Raw genomic sequence first — 14,299 nt, 5'->3', positions numbered from 1 at the left:
GATTGTCGGGCAAACCGCGTCCCTGCCAGGGGATGCGCCTCCTAGAATGGCCGCCTTTCACGCTGTCCTGCTTCGTCTCGTGAACGACTTCCTGCGCGTCCTGCCTCAATACCTGCTGCCCAAGCAGGCACTGACCTCCCTGATGGGGGCCTTGGCGCGGCGCGAGAGCGGCGGCCTGACGACGTGGGTGATCCGCCGCTTCGTGCAGCGCTATGGCGTCGACATGAACGAGGCCCACCAGCCGGACATCGCCGCCTACAAGAGCTTCAACGAGTTCTTCACCCGGCCCCTGCACGCCGAGGCCCGGCCGATCGCCCCGCTGGACACCGCACCCCTGATCTGCCCGGTCGACGGCTCGATCAGCCAGTTCGGCCCCATCGAGGGAGACCAGGTCTTCCAGGCGAAGGGCCACTTCTATTCGACGACCGCGCTGGTGGGCGGCGACCAGGCGCTGGCGGCGAAGTTCCACGACGGTCATTTCGCGACCCTGTACCTCAGCCCGCGCGACTACCACCGGATCCACATGCCCTGCACCGGGCGCCTGCTGCGGATGATCCACGTGCCCGGCGCGCTGTTCTCGGTCAACCCGACCACCGCCCGCGGCGTGCCGGGTCTGTTCGCCCGCAACGAGCGGGTCGTCTGCGTGTTCGAGCGCGACGACCAGAGTCCCTTCGTCCTGGTGCTCGTGGGCGCCACCATCGTCGGCAGCATGGCCACCGTCTGGCATGGCGTGGTCAATGCGGAACGGCCCGGGCAGGTGCGCGAGTGGCGATACGAGGACCAGCGGATCATGCTGCACCGCGGCGAGGAGATGGGCCGCTTCCTGCTCGGCTCGACCGTCGTGCTGCTGTTCCCGCCGCGGCCGCCCGGCCAGCCGCCCCTGCAGTTCAACCCCGAGTGGGTTCCCGGGCGGGCCATCCGCCTGGGCGAGTGGATGGCGGCCTGAAGGTCGCCGCCGGAAGACGCCGCCGTGCCTGTCGCTGCCCGGTGTCTTCCCGCCCGATGCCCTGCAGCCGTGTGGCTGGCCGCCCTGCTGGTGCCTGTCGTCGCCACGGCCCAGTCGCTGAGCTGGTCCGGCGAAGCTTCGGCCGGCAATGAGTTGTCCGAGCGCGGCATCGCGCTGTGGCGCGACCAGCCGGTGGTCCAGGCCCTGGTGGTGGTCTCGGACGACGCCCTGTGGTCGGCCTCGTTCGCGGCCGCCAGGCCGCTGGGCGACGGCCGGGGCAGCCAGCTCGTGCTGCGTGGCGCGGGCTACTGGATGGCCTCGGCGGAGGTCCAGTTGCAGGGGCGACTGGCGGCCTATGCCTATCCCGGCGCCGGCTTCCACTACGACCACGGCGAGGCCACGCTCGCGCTCGCCTGGCGCGACATCGCCTCGATAGAGGCCTCGGCGCTGCGAATGAACGAAGGCGACCCGCATTGGTATCCGGCGCTGGACCTGGGCTTGCGCTGGCCGCTGTCGGAGCACTGGGCGCTGGCGGGCGGCATCGGCCGGGCCGAACTGCCGGCCTGGCCGGGCTACTACTACACCTACGCGGATGCCGGACTGAGCTGGCGCGCCGGCGAATGGCGCGCGACACTCAAGCACCTGGGCGTCCGCGGAGACATCCGGCGCTACCTGGGGGAGGCCGCAGCGCCGCGCACGGCGCTGACGCTGACGCGGCAGTTCTGAGTCTAGGGGGGCGTCCGGGCAACTTTTGCGCCCGACCGCGGCACTCACAGGAAACACATTTCCAGGCACCGGACCACCGATGAGACATTCTGGGTCAACCCCCTGTTGGCGGGCCGAGCGCAGGGCCGCTCCCAAGCCGGCCCGCATCCCCTCGGGGGATCGGCCGACGTACTCGTCGGGCGAGGGGCTTCAGTGAGCCCCAACGCCCGCCCTGCCGAGGAGGACAGCCAGGAGCGCACCCTGCTGCGCCGCATGGCCGAGGGCGATCGCGCGGCCCTGGCTGCCCTGTACCGCCCCTATCGCCGCCGGCTGCAGCGCTTTCTTTCACGCATGACCCGCCGCGCCGACGTGGCCGACGAGGTGATCAACGACTGCTTCTGGATCGTCTGGCAGAAGGCCGGCAGCTTCCGCGGGGACTCGAGGGTATCGACCTGGATCATGGGCATCGCGTACCGCTGCGCCCTGAAATCGCTGCGCCAGCACGGCGAGGACGATGCGGCCGACTCGGACTGGCCCGAACGCAGCGACCCGGCCACCGACCCGCAGGCCGACCACGAACTGCGCGACTGGCTGTCCAAGGCCATGCGCCGCCTGCCGACCGAGCAGCGTCTCGTGCTGGAGCTCGCCTACAGCGGCGGCTATTCGCTCGACGAGATCGCCGCCATCATGCAGTGCCCGCTGGGCACCGTGAAGGCGCGCCTCTTCCACGCCCGGGTCAAGCTGCGCAACCTGCTGCCGGACCTGGCCGCCACCCATCCGCCGCGCCTGGCCAGCCAGGGAGAACTCAAGTGACCAATGACCACCTGAGAGCCTGGGAGGCCCTGCCCTGGGTCGCCAATGGGCGCGCCACGCCGGAACAGTCGGCGATGGTGGCCGAGCACGTCGCCCGCTGCCCCGATTGCCAGGCTGAGCTGGATTGGCAGAAGCGGCTGCATGCCGCCATGAGCACCGGCGCGGTGCCGGGCGAGGACGATATCGAGGTCGAGGCCGGCCTGCAGCGCCTGATGGCCCGGTTGGACGACCCCGGAGAGCGGCAACCGCTGCCCACCCCGCCGCGAAGCGCAGGCCGCCTGACCTGGGCCCTGGCCGCCGCCGTGGTCGTGCAGGCCGTCGGCCTGGGCGTGATGGGATTGCAGCTCGGGCGTTTCGGCGGCGATCCGGGCAGCGGCGGCGACTACCGCACGCTGTCCGATCCGCCGGCGGCGACCCCCGCGGCCACGCTGCGCGTGCTGCCCGACCCATCGATGACGCTGTCTGCCTGGCAGGCCACCCTGGCAGCCCAGGGCCTGCAAGTGGTGGCCGGCCCGAACGCCGCCGGCGCCTATGCGCTGGCCCCCGCGCCGGCCGACACCACCACCCCCGTACGCCCGGCGGCCGAGGTGCTGGCCCGGCTGCGGGCCACGGCCGGCATCCGGCTCGCCGAGCCCATGGGCGACGCGCCATGACGCCAGCCGGGGAGCCGGCACGGGCGCCGGCCCGACACCTGCTGCATCCCTTACGCGCCCTTTCGGTGGCGCTGGGAGCGCTCCTGCTGGCCGCCTGCTCCAGCCCATCGCCCGGGCTGGCCGCGGCAACGGCTCCCCTGGCGGCGCCGGGGGCCGCGATGCGCGCGGACAGCAGCCACTACATCGTGCTTGCGGTCGACAACCCGCTGGAGAACCCCGGCGGCCGCGCCGGTAGCACCATGGGCGGCTACGGGCCTCCTCCGCGCTACCTGCTCGGCGGCCGGGCCGCGGCGACGCTGGCCGCCATCGCGAAGGAGCATGGCCTGCACGAAGCCGCCGGCTGGCCCATAGCCACCCTGGGCTGGCACTGCGTGGTCTTCGAGCTTCCGCCCACGAGCTCGCGCGAGGCCGTGCTGGCCGCGTTGCAACACGACCCGCGAGTGAGGCTGGCCCAGCCGCTGCAGGATTTCGACACCCGCTCCGCACCTCAGCTGCCCGCGCCCTCGGTCGCCGCCAGCGCCGCAGATGCGGGCCTGCTCTACAACGACCCGTACGTCAACCTGCAACGTGGGTTCGTCGACACCGCGGCGGCGCGGGCGCATCGGGTGAGCACGGGAGCCGGCGTGCGCGTGGCGGTGGTCGACACCGGAGCGGCGCTCGACCATCCGGACCTGCTGGGCCGCGTCGCACTGGCGCGCAACCTCGTCGATGATTCATCCCCGGCCGGCTTCGAGCCCGACCGGCACGGCACCGAGGTGGCCGGCGTCATCGCGGCCGTGGGCAACAACCACGAGGGAATCGTCGGCATCGCCCCCCAGGCGCGGCTGATCATCCTGAGGGCCTGCTGGCCCCGCGAGGGCGCCGCAGGCGACGCGGCGCGATGCAACTCGTTCACCCTCGCCAAGGCCCTGGCTGCCGTGCTGGAGTCCGACGCGCGCGTCGTGAACCTGAGCCTCGGCGGGCCCAGCGATCCGCTGCTGGACAAGCTGCTGGCGGAGCTGCTGCGCCAGGGGCGCATCGTCATCGGTGCCTTGCCGCCGGACGGGCGGCGCGGCGGCTTCCCGACCGGCCTGCCCGGCGTCATCGCGGCCGGAGTGTCCGGCGAGATCGAAGCCGCCGCCGGCAAGGACGTGATCGCCGCACCGGGCCGCGACGTGCTCACGCTGCAGCCGGGCGGCCGCTACGACTACGCCTCGGGCAGCTCGATCGCCGCGGCGCACGTCAGCGGCGTGGCGGCGCTCATGCTGTCCGCCCAGCCGCGGCTGGACCGGGCCGCACTGACCGAGATGCTGCTGACAGGCGGCGCCAGCCGATCGCCGCTGAATGCCGGCAACGCGCTGGAAGCCCTCGCGACCGGCCGGCTGCGCTGAGGCAGCACCTGCCTCACACGCACTTTGCGGTCACGTCGTGGTTGTGTCCGCTGTCCGTGCTGGAGGTGACGGTCACGCTCTGGCCGTTCTTCAGCATGCCCAGCTGCGCGACGGTGAAGGTCACGGTGTGGTTGTGACCGGCCGTGCCCATGATGCTGTAGGTCTTGTCGGTGGTCGAATTCAGGTCGGTTTCGTCGATGGTCAGCGTGTGGCCGTGGTTGTTGGCGATGCTGGCGCCACTCGCGCCGCAGCTCAGGCCGCCGCCGCTTCCGCCGCCGTTGCCGCCGCCGCTGCCGTAGCCACTGCCCCCGCCGCCGCAGGCCTGTAGCCACAGCACCACCGTGCCGCTGCCCAGGGCGCCCAGGAATTGCTTGCGCGAGATCTTCGTCATGGAACCGTTCTCCTCTTGATAGCGGGGAGGCCGCCGCCCGGATGGCGCGGCCTGGACATCTCAAGCCCCTGTGGCTGCGCCACCGTGCCTGAACCCCCGCGGGAGCGGGCCGGGCCCGCCCTGGGGGCGCTCAGTAGGTACCGGGACCGCGCCGGAAGGTTGTGCACACCGCGCGTCCTTTACGCGCCGCCGGCCAGCAGCGCCGCATAACGCGCCGGATCCACGTTGCCGCCGGACAGCACGATGCCCACCCGGCGGCCGCGCACTTCGAGCTTGCCGTGCAGCACGGCCGCTGCCGCGAGGCAGCCGGTGGGCTCGACCACGATCTTCATCCGAGCCGCGAAGAAGCGCATGGTCTGGACGAGCTCGGCGTCGCTGACGGTCAGGATGCCGGCCACGAGGGCACGCAGGACCGGGAAGGTGTGCTGGCCCAGGTGCCGGCTTTGCGCCGCATCGGCGATGGTGCGCGGCGTCTCGATGGACACGATGCGGCCGGCGGCGAGGCTTTGCTGCGCGTCATTGCCGGCTTCCGGCTCCACTCCCCAGCAGGCGCATCCCGGACTCCAGCGCGCGGCGGCGGTGGCGCAGCCGGACATCAAGCCGCCTCCGCCCACCGGCGTCAGCAGCAGGTCCAGCGGGCCGGCGTCCTCGATCAGCTCGGCGGCCAGGGTGCCCTGGCCCGCCATCACGTGGGGGTGGTCAAAGGGCGGCACGGGCGTGAGCCCGCGCTCGGCCACGAGCCGGGCGAGCACCGTGGCGGAGTCCTCTTCATAGCGGTCGAACAAGACCACCTCGGCGCCGTAGCCGCGGGTCGCGTCGAGCTTGATCTGCGGGGCGTCTTGCGGCATCGCGACCACGGCCTTGACGCCGAGCAACTGGGCCGCGCGCGCAATGGCCTGGCCATGGTTGCCCGAAGAGAACGTGACCACGCCCAGTGCGCGCTGCTGCGGCGTGAACTGCGCGATCGCGTTGTAGGCGCCGCGGATCTTGAAGGCGCCGGTGTGCTGCAGGCTCTCGGCCTTGAAGAACAGCTGCGCGCCGGTGAGCTCGTCGGCATGGCGCGAGGTGAGCACCGGCGTGCGGTGGGCGATGCCGGCCAGTCGGGCCCGTGCGGCGGTGATGTCTTCGTGGCCTATGGCCAGCGCAGAAAGGTTGGTGTCCATGGCCGCCGACCTTAGCAGCGCCGCCCATGGCCGAAACTGTGCGCATCCGGCGGGTGATACAGCATGGCGCCGCGCGACGGATCTTGTGGCTGTTCGCCCGAAACCCGGCTGGCTACGCTGGCGGCACCGCTCGAACCTGGCCTGCCCGATGACCGAACTGCTGCCCTTGATGACGTATTGCCTCGTGATGTCCAGCACCCCGGGGCCGAACAACATGATGCTCACCGCCTCGGGCGCCAACTTCGGCTACCGCGGCTCGCTGCCGCAGATCCTCGGCATCAACGCCGGCGGCTTCGTACAGACCGCCCTCACCTGCCTGGGCCTGGGCGCGCTGTTCACCGCCTATCCGGTGCTGCAGACGGCCCTGCGCATCGGCGGCGCGCTTTACCTGCTGGTGCTGGCCTGGCAGCTCACCGGGGGCGCGGCCGGCGAGGCGCGGCTCGCGAGGCCGGTGTCGTTCTGGCAGGGCGCGCTGTTCCAGGCGGTCAACCCCAAGAGCTGGCTCAAGGCCATCACCCTGGCCTCGGTGTTCATGCCTGCGGACCTGCCGGCGCCCCTCGCCGCGCTGCTCGTGGCCACCATCGGGCTGGTGATCGGCTTCCCCTGCATCTCGATGTGGGCGCTGTTCGGCGTCGCCATCCGGCGCCTGCTGGCGCGGCCCGGCTGGCAGCGGGCCTTCAATGCGATCATGGGCGCGACCCTGGCCGTGCTGGCCATCCTGTTCCTGCGCTGATGTTTCCACTCGACCGCGACAGTGGCGTGCCCCTGGCCGACCAGATCGAGGCCCGCCTGCGAGAGCTGATGGCGCGCGCGCAACTGCCGCCGAGTTCGCGCCTGCCTTCCATCCGCCAGCTCGCCTCGCAACTGGGCGTGAGCCCGAACACCGTCGTCACGGCGTATGACCGCCTGGTGGCCGCGGGCGCGATCGACTCGCGCGGCACGGCGGGCTTCTTCGTCCGCGAAGCGCGTGATGTGCCCGACACCGACGATGCCGCGCTGGAAGCCGGCGACGAACAGGATCCCGTCTGGCTCGCGCAGCAGGCCCACGACCAGCGCGCCGGCCTGTTGCTGGCCAGCGCCGGCGCCCTGCCCGGCAGCTGGTTGCAGGACGCGGTGCCGGCCTCGCTGCTGGCCCGCGCGCTGGCACGCAGCCCCGCCGGCATGGCCTCGCGTTGCCCGCCGCAGGGCCTGCCCGAGCTGCGCGAGCGCATCGCGATGCAGATGCGCGGCCAGGGCATCCCGGTGGATGCGGGGCGGCTGCTGACCACCTTCGGCGGCACGCACGCCATCGACCTGATCTGCCGCGCCTTCCTCCAGCCCGGCGACACGGTGCTGGTGGAGAACCCGGGCTACTTCCTGATGTTCGGCCGGCTGCGGCAGGCGGGGCTGCGCCTCGTGCCCATTGCGCGCCGGCCCGACGGCATCGACCTCGAGCAACTCGAGGCCGCCTGCCGCGAGCACCGCCCGCGGCTGCTCTTCCTGCAGAGCGTGCTGCACAACCCGACCGGCTGGGGCAGCAGCGCGGCCAACCTCTACCGGGTGCTGACGCTGGCTCACGAGCATGGCTTTCTCATCGCCGAGGACGACGTGCAGGGCCACTTCCATCCCGGCCAGCCGACGCGCCTGGCCGCCTTGTCGGGGTTGGACCGCGTCATCTACTACTCGAGCTACTGCAAGGCCCTGAGCCCCGCGCTGCGCACCGGCTACGTCGCCGCCGAGCCGGCGCTGCTCAAGGTGCTGATGCGCGAGAAGATCTACTCGGTGCTCAGCACCGCGGCGCTCAATGAGTACGTGATGCTGGAGGTGCTGGCCGCCGGCCGCTGGCGCAAGCACCTCGAGCGGCTGCAACGCAAGCTGCTGGCCGCGCGCAATGCCAGCACGCGCGCGCTGCGCACGGCCGGCATCCTGCTGCACCACCCGGGCGAGGGCGGGCTGTTCCTCTGGGGTGCCGTGCCGCACGGCGTCGACGTGGACCTGCTGGTCAAGGATGCCTACCGCCACCAGATCCTGCTGGTGCGCGGCGCGACCTTCTGCGCCGACAACGCGAGCGACCCGCACATCCGCTTCAACGTGGTCTTCGCGCAGCAGCCGAGGCTGGGCGAATACCTGAAGCAGCGCTTCGCCGCCTTCGAACAGGCACGCTCGACGCTGGCCCGCGCGGGCCACACGGCGAAAGGCTCGTAGAGGCCTGTAAGTTCCTGCGGCATCTCCCGACTAGTGCGTGCGGCCGATTCACACGACGTACCACTCACACCGACAGGAGATCCCCATGAACAGCAAACTCGCCCTCATTGCCCTTTGCCTCGCCGGCGCCCTGGGCGCCATCGGCGCTCCGGCGCAAGCGCAAGAAGCGCCGCTGACCCGCGAGCAGGTCCAGATGGACCGCGACACCTTCCTCAAACTCATGCGATGGGACGAGCACACCGGCCAGTGGGTGCTCAAGTCCAACATGCAGCCACCCCAAGGCGTGGTCTCCCGCTCGGACGTGCTCGCCATGCGCGACGAGTGGCTGCGCCACCATCGCTACGACGAGCCGAGCGGCACCTGGCTGAGCGTCGGAACCCCGCGCGAGATGAGCAAGCTCACCCGCGAGCAGGTCAACATGGAGACGGTCCGCTTCCTGATGATGTACCGCTTCGACGAGTCCCGCAGCGAGTGGATCAGCCGGCTCGCGCCGGTGCATTGAGGCGAGGATCAGGCCAGCGCCGGCGTCAGCTTCCAGATGGTTCCCTGGTCGCTGACGCCGCCGCCGCGGCAGGTGCCCACCACCTGTCCGTCGGCCAGCCTGAGCAAGGCCCCTGAGGGCCGCGCTCCATCGGGCAGGCCATCCACCGTGCCCCCGAAGGCATGCAGGCGCTGGAACCCGCCATCGTCGCGGATCTGATAGACGACGCCGGAGCCGAAGCCGTGCCCGCCGCCGAAGGTCGTGGTGCCGACGAAGACACCGGGCTCGATCATCAGGAGCTCGGTGTTCGGCTCGCGGCCGTCCGGGCCACCGGTGAACTCATGCAGCACGGTATGCGTGCCATCGGGCCGTAGGCGAAAGACGGTTCCGGCATCGCTGGCGCCGCCGAAGGTGGTGACGCTGTACAGGCTTCCGTCCGCTGTCTCCAGCAGCGGCACCGCCGGGACACTCCCATGGGAGCCGTCGAAGGAGAAGATCACCTCCCGGTCGGATCCGTCCTTCGCCAGGCGGTAGACGGTGCCGCCGTCGTGGGCGCCGCCGGCTCGCGAGGTGCCGTACAGGTAGCCGTCGGCGCCTTCGATGGGCGCGGCCATCACCAGCGACGGATCGCCGGCGGCGCCGAGCTGCCACAAGGGCGTGACGGTGCCCGCCTTGTCCATCCGGTACACCACGCCCGCGTCGTGGTCGCCGCCGAAGTAGGTGCCGCCGTAGAAGAACCCGTCCGACGCGAACAGCAGGCCGCCCCAGCACAACCGGCCATCCGGCGCGCCGCCGAAGTCGTGCAGCACGGCGTATCCGGTGTCGTGCGACCACCGGAACGCCACGCCTGCGCCGGCGGCACCGCCCTCCGCGGTCACGCCGTACAGGGCACCGTCGACCTCGATGACCGGGGCCACCGGGTGCGCGCCACCTCGGCTCGGGCTCGCAAAGTGGTGCACCACCTTCAGGTTCTTCCCCGCGCCGATCCGGTAGACGGTGCCCAGGCCGTGGCTCCCGCCGAGGGCGGCGGTGCCGTACCCCTTGCCGTCGGTGGCCAGCAGGAGGCCGGCGTCGACCTCGGAGCCCTCCAGATCGCCAAGGTGATGCACCGTCCTGTAGTGCCGGCCCGATGCCTCGACCCCGGCATGCCCCGGTGGAGCCCGCCTATCCGGCAAGCCGCGCGACATCGCCATCGGCGATGCGAGCCCCATGCCGAGGCCGAAGCAGAGCTGGCGGCGCAGCTGCGAGGTGTTGCTCATGGTGGTCCTCCTTGAGCCTGGCGGCAGGCGAACGCTGCACCGATCGAGGCCGCCGCGCGAGTCGCCTGGCGAGTCGCGTTGCGCGTCGAGGGGATGCCGGTCGACTGGTGCAGAGGCGAACCGGCGCTCCGAACTGCGGCTGCATCATCTGCTTCGCCGCTCTCCACCACAACCCTTCGGGCCTGCGGCGCCGCCGGGCGGGTGTCAGGCCCCCGCAGCGAGAAGACGATCCACCAGTTCGAAATGCGCTGGCACGTTCAACGCCGGCGCATGACCGCAGCCGGCGATCTCGATGACCTCGGCCCGGGGTCCGCGCTCGCGCATGGCCTGGGCCACTTCGGGCTCGAGCAGGTCGCTGGTCGCGCCGCGCAGGCACATCACCGGCAGGCCGGTCAGCGAATCCCAGGCCTCCCACTGGTCGTAGTCGGTGGGGTAGTTGACGAACTGCTGGACCATCGCCGGGTCGTAGTGCGGCGTCACGCGACCGTCGGGCAGGCGGCGGGTGGACGTTTCGGTCAGGCGGCGCCACTGGGCATCGGTGAGGAGGCCGTAGGGCTCGTAGACGGTGCGGAAGTAGCGTTCCAATTCAGTCACCGTGGCAAAGGCCGGCGGCTGGCCGGCGTAGCCGCGGATGCGCTCGACGGCAGGCGGCGCCAGGCGCGGGCCGATGTCGTTGAGCAGCAGCGTTCGGATGCGGCCGCGCAAGCTGGTGGCCGCCGCGCGCAGGCCGATCGCGCCGCCCATCGAGGTGCCTATCCAATGAAAGCGGTCGACGCCCAGTTGGTCCACCAGAGCCACCGCGAGCTTCACGTAGAAGCGCAGGCCGTACTCCTCGGCCGGCTGCGGGCTCCACTGCGAGAGCCCGCGGCCTATCGTGTCGGGGCAGATCACCCGGTAGCCGCGCGAAGCGAGGTGCGCCGCCACCTCGTCCATGTCGCGGCCGGTGCGGGCCAGGCCATGCCAGGCGATGACGACCTCGCCACGCGCCGCGCCCCACTCGGTGAAGTGGACCTCGCGGCCCTCGCAGCTCAGGTAGCGCGATTGGAAGTCGTTCATCGCCTGGTCCTCGCTCGCCGCTTCAGTCGGGAATGTGGAGAGTGCCGCTGCTGAAGCTGATCACGTCACCGGCGGCCGGAGCGGACTGGATCGGCGGGACGTTGGCCGCTGTCAGCGCCGGGGCCGCACCCGGCGTGCCGCCGCGTGGCACCGTGCGCACCACCTGGCTGGGCGGCAGTGCGGCCCCCGTCTTCAGGTGGGCCCACATCGCATCCAGCGCCTGGTTGAAGTAGACGTGCAGCGGGATGAAGCGCGTGTCGTAGCCGGTGAAGGCACCGATCGCGATGAAGGAGTCGAAGTGCTGGGCGTTGGTGACTTCGACGTAGCGCACATCCGCCGCCTTGCCGCCCTCGTCCGCGGCGGTGGATTGGTTCTTGGCGAACCAGGCGCGCGAGGCATGGTTGATCGGCAGCAGCGCATCGTTGCGGCCGGCCACCACGATGGCGGGCTTGCCGTGCAGGCGGGCGCCGAGCTGCACCTCCTTGATGCCGGCGCGCAGGCGATCCGACTTCGCCTTCATGTCGCCCGACAGCTTCGCGCCGGTGACCGCGTCGCGGCCCGTCACCAGCGAGCGCTGGCAGAGCGCGCCGTCGAGCGCGAAGTCCGCGGCACTGGTCGACGGCGATGTGGCGAGGAAGTCCAGCTTCGCGCCGCCGACCGAATCGTTGTAGACGACGTTGATGCCGGTGGTCGGCGGGATGCCGTTGCCGGTGGCGAAGATGCCCGCCTCGGCCAATGGCAGCTGCGCGGTCACGTTGCCGGACGCATCAGTGTTGGCGAAGCTGAAGCCGCAGAGGCTGTCCAGCACGCTGAAGCGACCGTAGGTGTTGGTGTAGGTGACGGCGATCGCGTTGGTCGCGAAGCGGAAGTGCGACTGCTGCAGGAAGTTGCTGTCGGGCAGCCAGCCGTAGGCCTGCATCTTCGCGAGCGCATCGTCGGCCCGCTCGGCCGTCGTCGCGCCGCTGACCAGGCCCTTGGCGGCGAGGCCGGCGCAGCGCGCCTCGGCCGACGCGGTGTAGGCCGCCGGCCAGAAGGCCGCATGCAGTGACAGCCCAGCCTGCGACGACAGCAGCGCACAGGGCTGGTAGACGTTGGCGAAGCTGAAGTAGTCGGCCAGCGGCTTGCCCACCGTCGGGAAGACATGGCCGCCCTGCTCGATCTGCAGGTTCTTGGCGCCGCGCGGCTGGACGCTGGGCTCGCTCACGGCGACACCGTCGATCAACCCTTCGGCATCCTGCTCGGCCGCCGCGAGCGCAGCGCCGGCGCCGTTCGACACGCTGCTGGCGATCACCAGCGTGTTCTTCGGATTCAGCGCCACGCGGTGCCGGCCCTTGCCATCGACCGGGCCGTAGCGCTCGTTGAGCACGTAGAAGGCGAAGCGGATCGCGTCCAGCGTGTTGCGGCCCCACTGGGCCTCGGGGTTCTGCTGCGAATGCGCGTGCTTGTAGGCCACGCGGTTGGGCGTGGCGGCGTTGAACGCCGCGCGCTGCTCGTCACTGACGTTGGCCGTGAAGATGGACTCGATGCCCAGCGCCGTCGCGTCGCCCAGCACGCCATCGCGCGCCGTGACCTGGTTGGTCATCAGGTCGTGCAGGCCGTTGCCCGAGCCCTTGTCGGCATAGGCCACCGCGCAGCCGTGCTTCAGGCCCCAGTCTCCCGAGGTGCCTATCGCGCCGTAGATGCCGCGCGAGCCGGAGGAGGTGGCGCTGACGATGCAGGCCGCGTCGGGGCTGAAGCTGTCGGGCACCTGCACCATCAGCGTCACGTTCTGGGCACCGCTGCCGTCGTCCGCCCAGACGATGTATTCACGGCCGGGCACCTTGCCCTCGCCGAGCGTGTCGTGGCCGTCGACGTCGATGTTGGGGCCGTAGAACACGGTGAAGCCGCCGGGGATGGTGTAGTCGACCAGTGCCCGGTAGTTGGTGTGGATGGCGTTGCGGCGCAGCTCGGCAGGCGTGGGGTGAAGCGGGTCGACGAAGGCGGGCGCGGCGCCCAGCAGCCCGGTCTTGCCGAGGCCGCCGGTGAGCAGGTCGTCGGTGATGCCGTCGTAGGCTTTCTCGCTGATGGGTCCGCGCAAGACGGCCGGGCGCTGGTTGGGCGGGGCGGCTTGGGCGGTGCTGCAGGCCAGGGTGGCGGTCACAGCAAGCAAGGTGAGTTGGCGATGCACTGCGAGTCTCCTCGGGCCGGCTATGGGTTGGTGCCCCGAGCGCGCAGCCGGCCCACGACGCCGCTCGGGAAGAAATAGACGCACAGCACGAAACCCAGCCCCAGCCAGAACAGCCAGCGCTCGGGCGAAACCAGCGAAGACAGCACCGGCACGCCGGCCAGCAACCCAGCTTCGCCGCCCAGGTGCTTGAGCAGGTCCTGCAGGTAGTTCTGCGCGAAGACGAAGAGCACGGTGCCGATCACCGCGCCGTAGAGCGTGCCCATGCCGCCGATGACGACGATGAGCAGCACGTCCAGCATCACCTCGAAGCCCAGCGTGGTCTCGGGGCCGGTGTAGCGCAGCCACAGCGCGAGCAGCGCGCCGGCGAGCGTGGCGAACAGCGCGGCCAGCACGTTGCTCAGGCTGCGATAGACCACCGTGCGGTAGCCGATGGCCTCGGCACGGAAGTCGTTCTCGCGGATGGCCTGCAGCACGCGGCCGAAGGGCGAGTTGACGATGCGAAGCAAGGCCAGGAAGCCCAGCACCACCGAGAAGAACAGCACGTAGTAGGCGATGACCTTGCCGTCGATCATGAGGCCGAAGACCGGCTCCTCGAAGGGCTCGAACGAAGGCGACAGCCACAGCGGCGTCTTGAAGCTCAGTCCATCCTCGCCGCCGGTGAGCTCGGAAAGTTGCGAGGCCAGCGTCTGGAAAGCCGCCGCCACGGCGAGCGTGATCATCGCGAAGAAGATGGCCTTCACGCGCAGGCTGAACAGGCCGATGAGCAGGCTCAGGGCGAGCGACAGTGCGAGGGCGACACTCACGCCGGCCGCCACTCCCCCCCAGCCGACGCCCTCGTCGCCCGCCCAGCGCGTGCAGCCTATGGCCACGCCATAGGCCCCGATGCCGAAGAACATGGTGTGGGCGAAGCTGACGATGCCGGTGTAGCCCAGCAGCAGGTCGTAGCTGGCCACGAGCAGCACGAAGACCAGCATCTTGGCCGCCACGTTCAGCGCCTTGGCGCCCGGGAAGAGGAAGGGCTCGACGGCCAGCAGCGCGAGCACCAGCACGAGTGCGATGGCCAGTGCGCGGCTGCGCGGCAGGTCGTGGGAGAGCATGCGGTTCAGCATGC

At 70.9% G+C, this 14,299-nt stretch carries 14 protein-coding genes; 8 read left to right on the top strand and 6 right to left on the bottom strand.

What is annotated here, in order from left to right; translation table 11 throughout:
- Positions 1-79 precede the first annotated feature (79 nt).
- From asd to ACS5PM_RS15375, 5 genes are all read left to right on the top strand, one after another.
- On the top strand, positions 80-946 hold the full coding sequence (gene asd, locus ACS5PM_RS15395; protein ID WP_439388624.1) for an archaetidylserine decarboxylase: 867 nt from the start codon (positions 80-82) through the stop codon (positions 944-946).
- 69 nt (positions 947-1,015) lie between these two features.
- Positions 1,016-1,672, top strand: coding sequence for a hypothetical protein (locus tag ACS5PM_RS15390; RefSeq protein WP_439388529.1), 657 nt, complete (start codon positions 1,016-1,018; stop codon positions 1,670-1,672).
- Positions 1,673-1,864: 192 nt separating this feature from the next.
- Positions 1,865-2,464, top strand: a complete 600-nt coding sequence (locus ACS5PM_RS15385) for an RNA polymerase sigma factor (protein ID WP_439388528.1) — start codon at positions 1,865-1,867, stop codon at positions 2,462-2,464.
- Positions 2,461-3,117, top strand: coding sequence for an anti-sigma factor family protein (locus ACS5PM_RS15380; protein WP_439388527.1), 657 nt, complete (start codon positions 2,461-2,463; stop codon positions 3,115-3,117). The genes ACS5PM_RS15385 and ACS5PM_RS15380 overlap by 4 nt, the downstream gene beginning before the upstream one ends.
- The gene (locus ACS5PM_RS15375; protein WP_439388526.1) at positions 3,114-4,487 is read left to right on the top strand and encodes a S8 family serine peptidase; all 1,374 of its coding nucleotides are present in this window, start codon (positions 3,114-3,116) and stop codon (positions 4,485-4,487) included. The genes ACS5PM_RS15380 and ACS5PM_RS15375 overlap by 4 nt, the downstream gene beginning before the upstream one ends.
- A gap of 13 nt (positions 4,488-4,500) precedes the next feature.
- Here the strand turns inward: ACS5PM_RS15375 and ACS5PM_RS15370 are convergent, their stop codons facing one another.
- Together ACS5PM_RS15370 and ACS5PM_RS15365 are read right to left on the bottom strand one after the other, a co-directional pair.
- A complete protein-coding gene (locus ACS5PM_RS15370) occupies positions 4,501-4,878 on the bottom strand; it encodes a hypothetical protein (RefSeq protein WP_439388525.1) in 378 nt (125 codons plus the stop codon).
- A gap of 179 nt (positions 4,879-5,057) precedes the next feature.
- Positions 5,058-6,041, bottom strand: a complete 984-nt coding sequence (locus tag ACS5PM_RS15365; protein ID WP_439388524.1) for a threo-3-hydroxy-L-aspartate ammonia-lyase — start codon at positions 6,039-6,041, stop codon at positions 5,058-5,060.
- Between the two features lie 148 nt (positions 6,042-6,189).
- Here ACS5PM_RS15365 and ACS5PM_RS15360 point away from each other — a divergent pair, with 148 nt between their 5' ends.
- From ACS5PM_RS15360 to ACS5PM_RS15350, 3 genes are all read left to right on the top strand, one after another.
- Positions 6,190-6,774: a LysE family translocator gene (locus ACS5PM_RS15360; protein WP_439388523.1), complete on the top strand. Its 585-nt coding sequence runs from the start codon at positions 6,190-6,192 to the stop codon at positions 6,772-6,774.
- A complete protein-coding gene (locus ACS5PM_RS15355) occupies positions 6,774-8,225 on the top strand; it encodes an aminotransferase-like domain-containing protein (protein ID WP_439388522.1) in 1,452 nt (483 codons plus the stop codon). Before ACS5PM_RS15360 ends, ACS5PM_RS15355 begins: the two co-directional genes overlap by 1 nt.
- A gap of 85 nt (positions 8,226-8,310) precedes the next feature.
- Positions 8,311-8,727 carry a DUF4148 domain-containing protein gene (locus ACS5PM_RS15350; protein WP_439388521.1) on the top strand — a complete coding sequence of 139 codons (417 nt, stop codon included), beginning with the start codon at positions 8,311-8,313 and terminating at the stop codon, positions 8,725-8,727.
- Positions 8,728-8,735: 8 nt separating this feature from the next.
- Here the strand turns inward: ACS5PM_RS15350 and ACS5PM_RS15345 are convergent, their stop codons facing one another.
- From ACS5PM_RS15345 to ACS5PM_RS15330, 4 genes are all read right to left on the bottom strand, one after another.
- Positions 8,736-9,965 (bottom strand): choice-of-anchor tandem repeat GloVer-containing protein, encoded by a 1,230-nt coding sequence (locus ACS5PM_RS15345; protein ID WP_439388520.1) that lies wholly within the window; start codon positions 9,963-9,965, stop codon positions 8,736-8,738.
- A 204-nt stretch (positions 9,966-10,169) separates the two neighbouring features.
- Positions 10,170-11,021, bottom strand: coding sequence for an alpha/beta fold hydrolase (locus ACS5PM_RS15340; RefSeq protein WP_439388519.1), 852 nt, complete (start codon positions 11,019-11,021; stop codon positions 10,170-10,172).
- 22 nt (positions 11,022-11,043) lie between these two features.
- Positions 11,044-13,188 (bottom strand): 3-hydroxybutyrate oligomer hydrolase family protein, encoded by a 2,145-nt coding sequence (locus ACS5PM_RS15335; protein ID WP_439388518.1) that lies wholly within the window; start codon positions 13,186-13,188, stop codon positions 11,044-11,046.
- Between the two features lie 20 nt (positions 13,189-13,208).
- Positions 13,209-14,297 (bottom strand): branched-chain amino acid ABC transporter permease, encoded by a 1,089-nt coding sequence (locus ACS5PM_RS15330; protein ID WP_439388517.1) that lies wholly within the window; start codon positions 14,295-14,297, stop codon positions 13,209-13,211.
- Positions 14,298-14,299: the final 2 nt, after the last annotated feature.

The sequence above is a fragment of the Ideonella flava genome (genome assembly GCF_051857595.1).
In the GTDB taxonomy this organism is placed as follows: domain Bacteria; phylum Pseudomonadota; class Gammaproteobacteria; order Burkholderiales; family Burkholderiaceae_C; genus Ideonella.
Note: the sequence above shows the minus strand (reverse complement) of the source record. Positions and strands in the feature narration are given on the sequence as shown.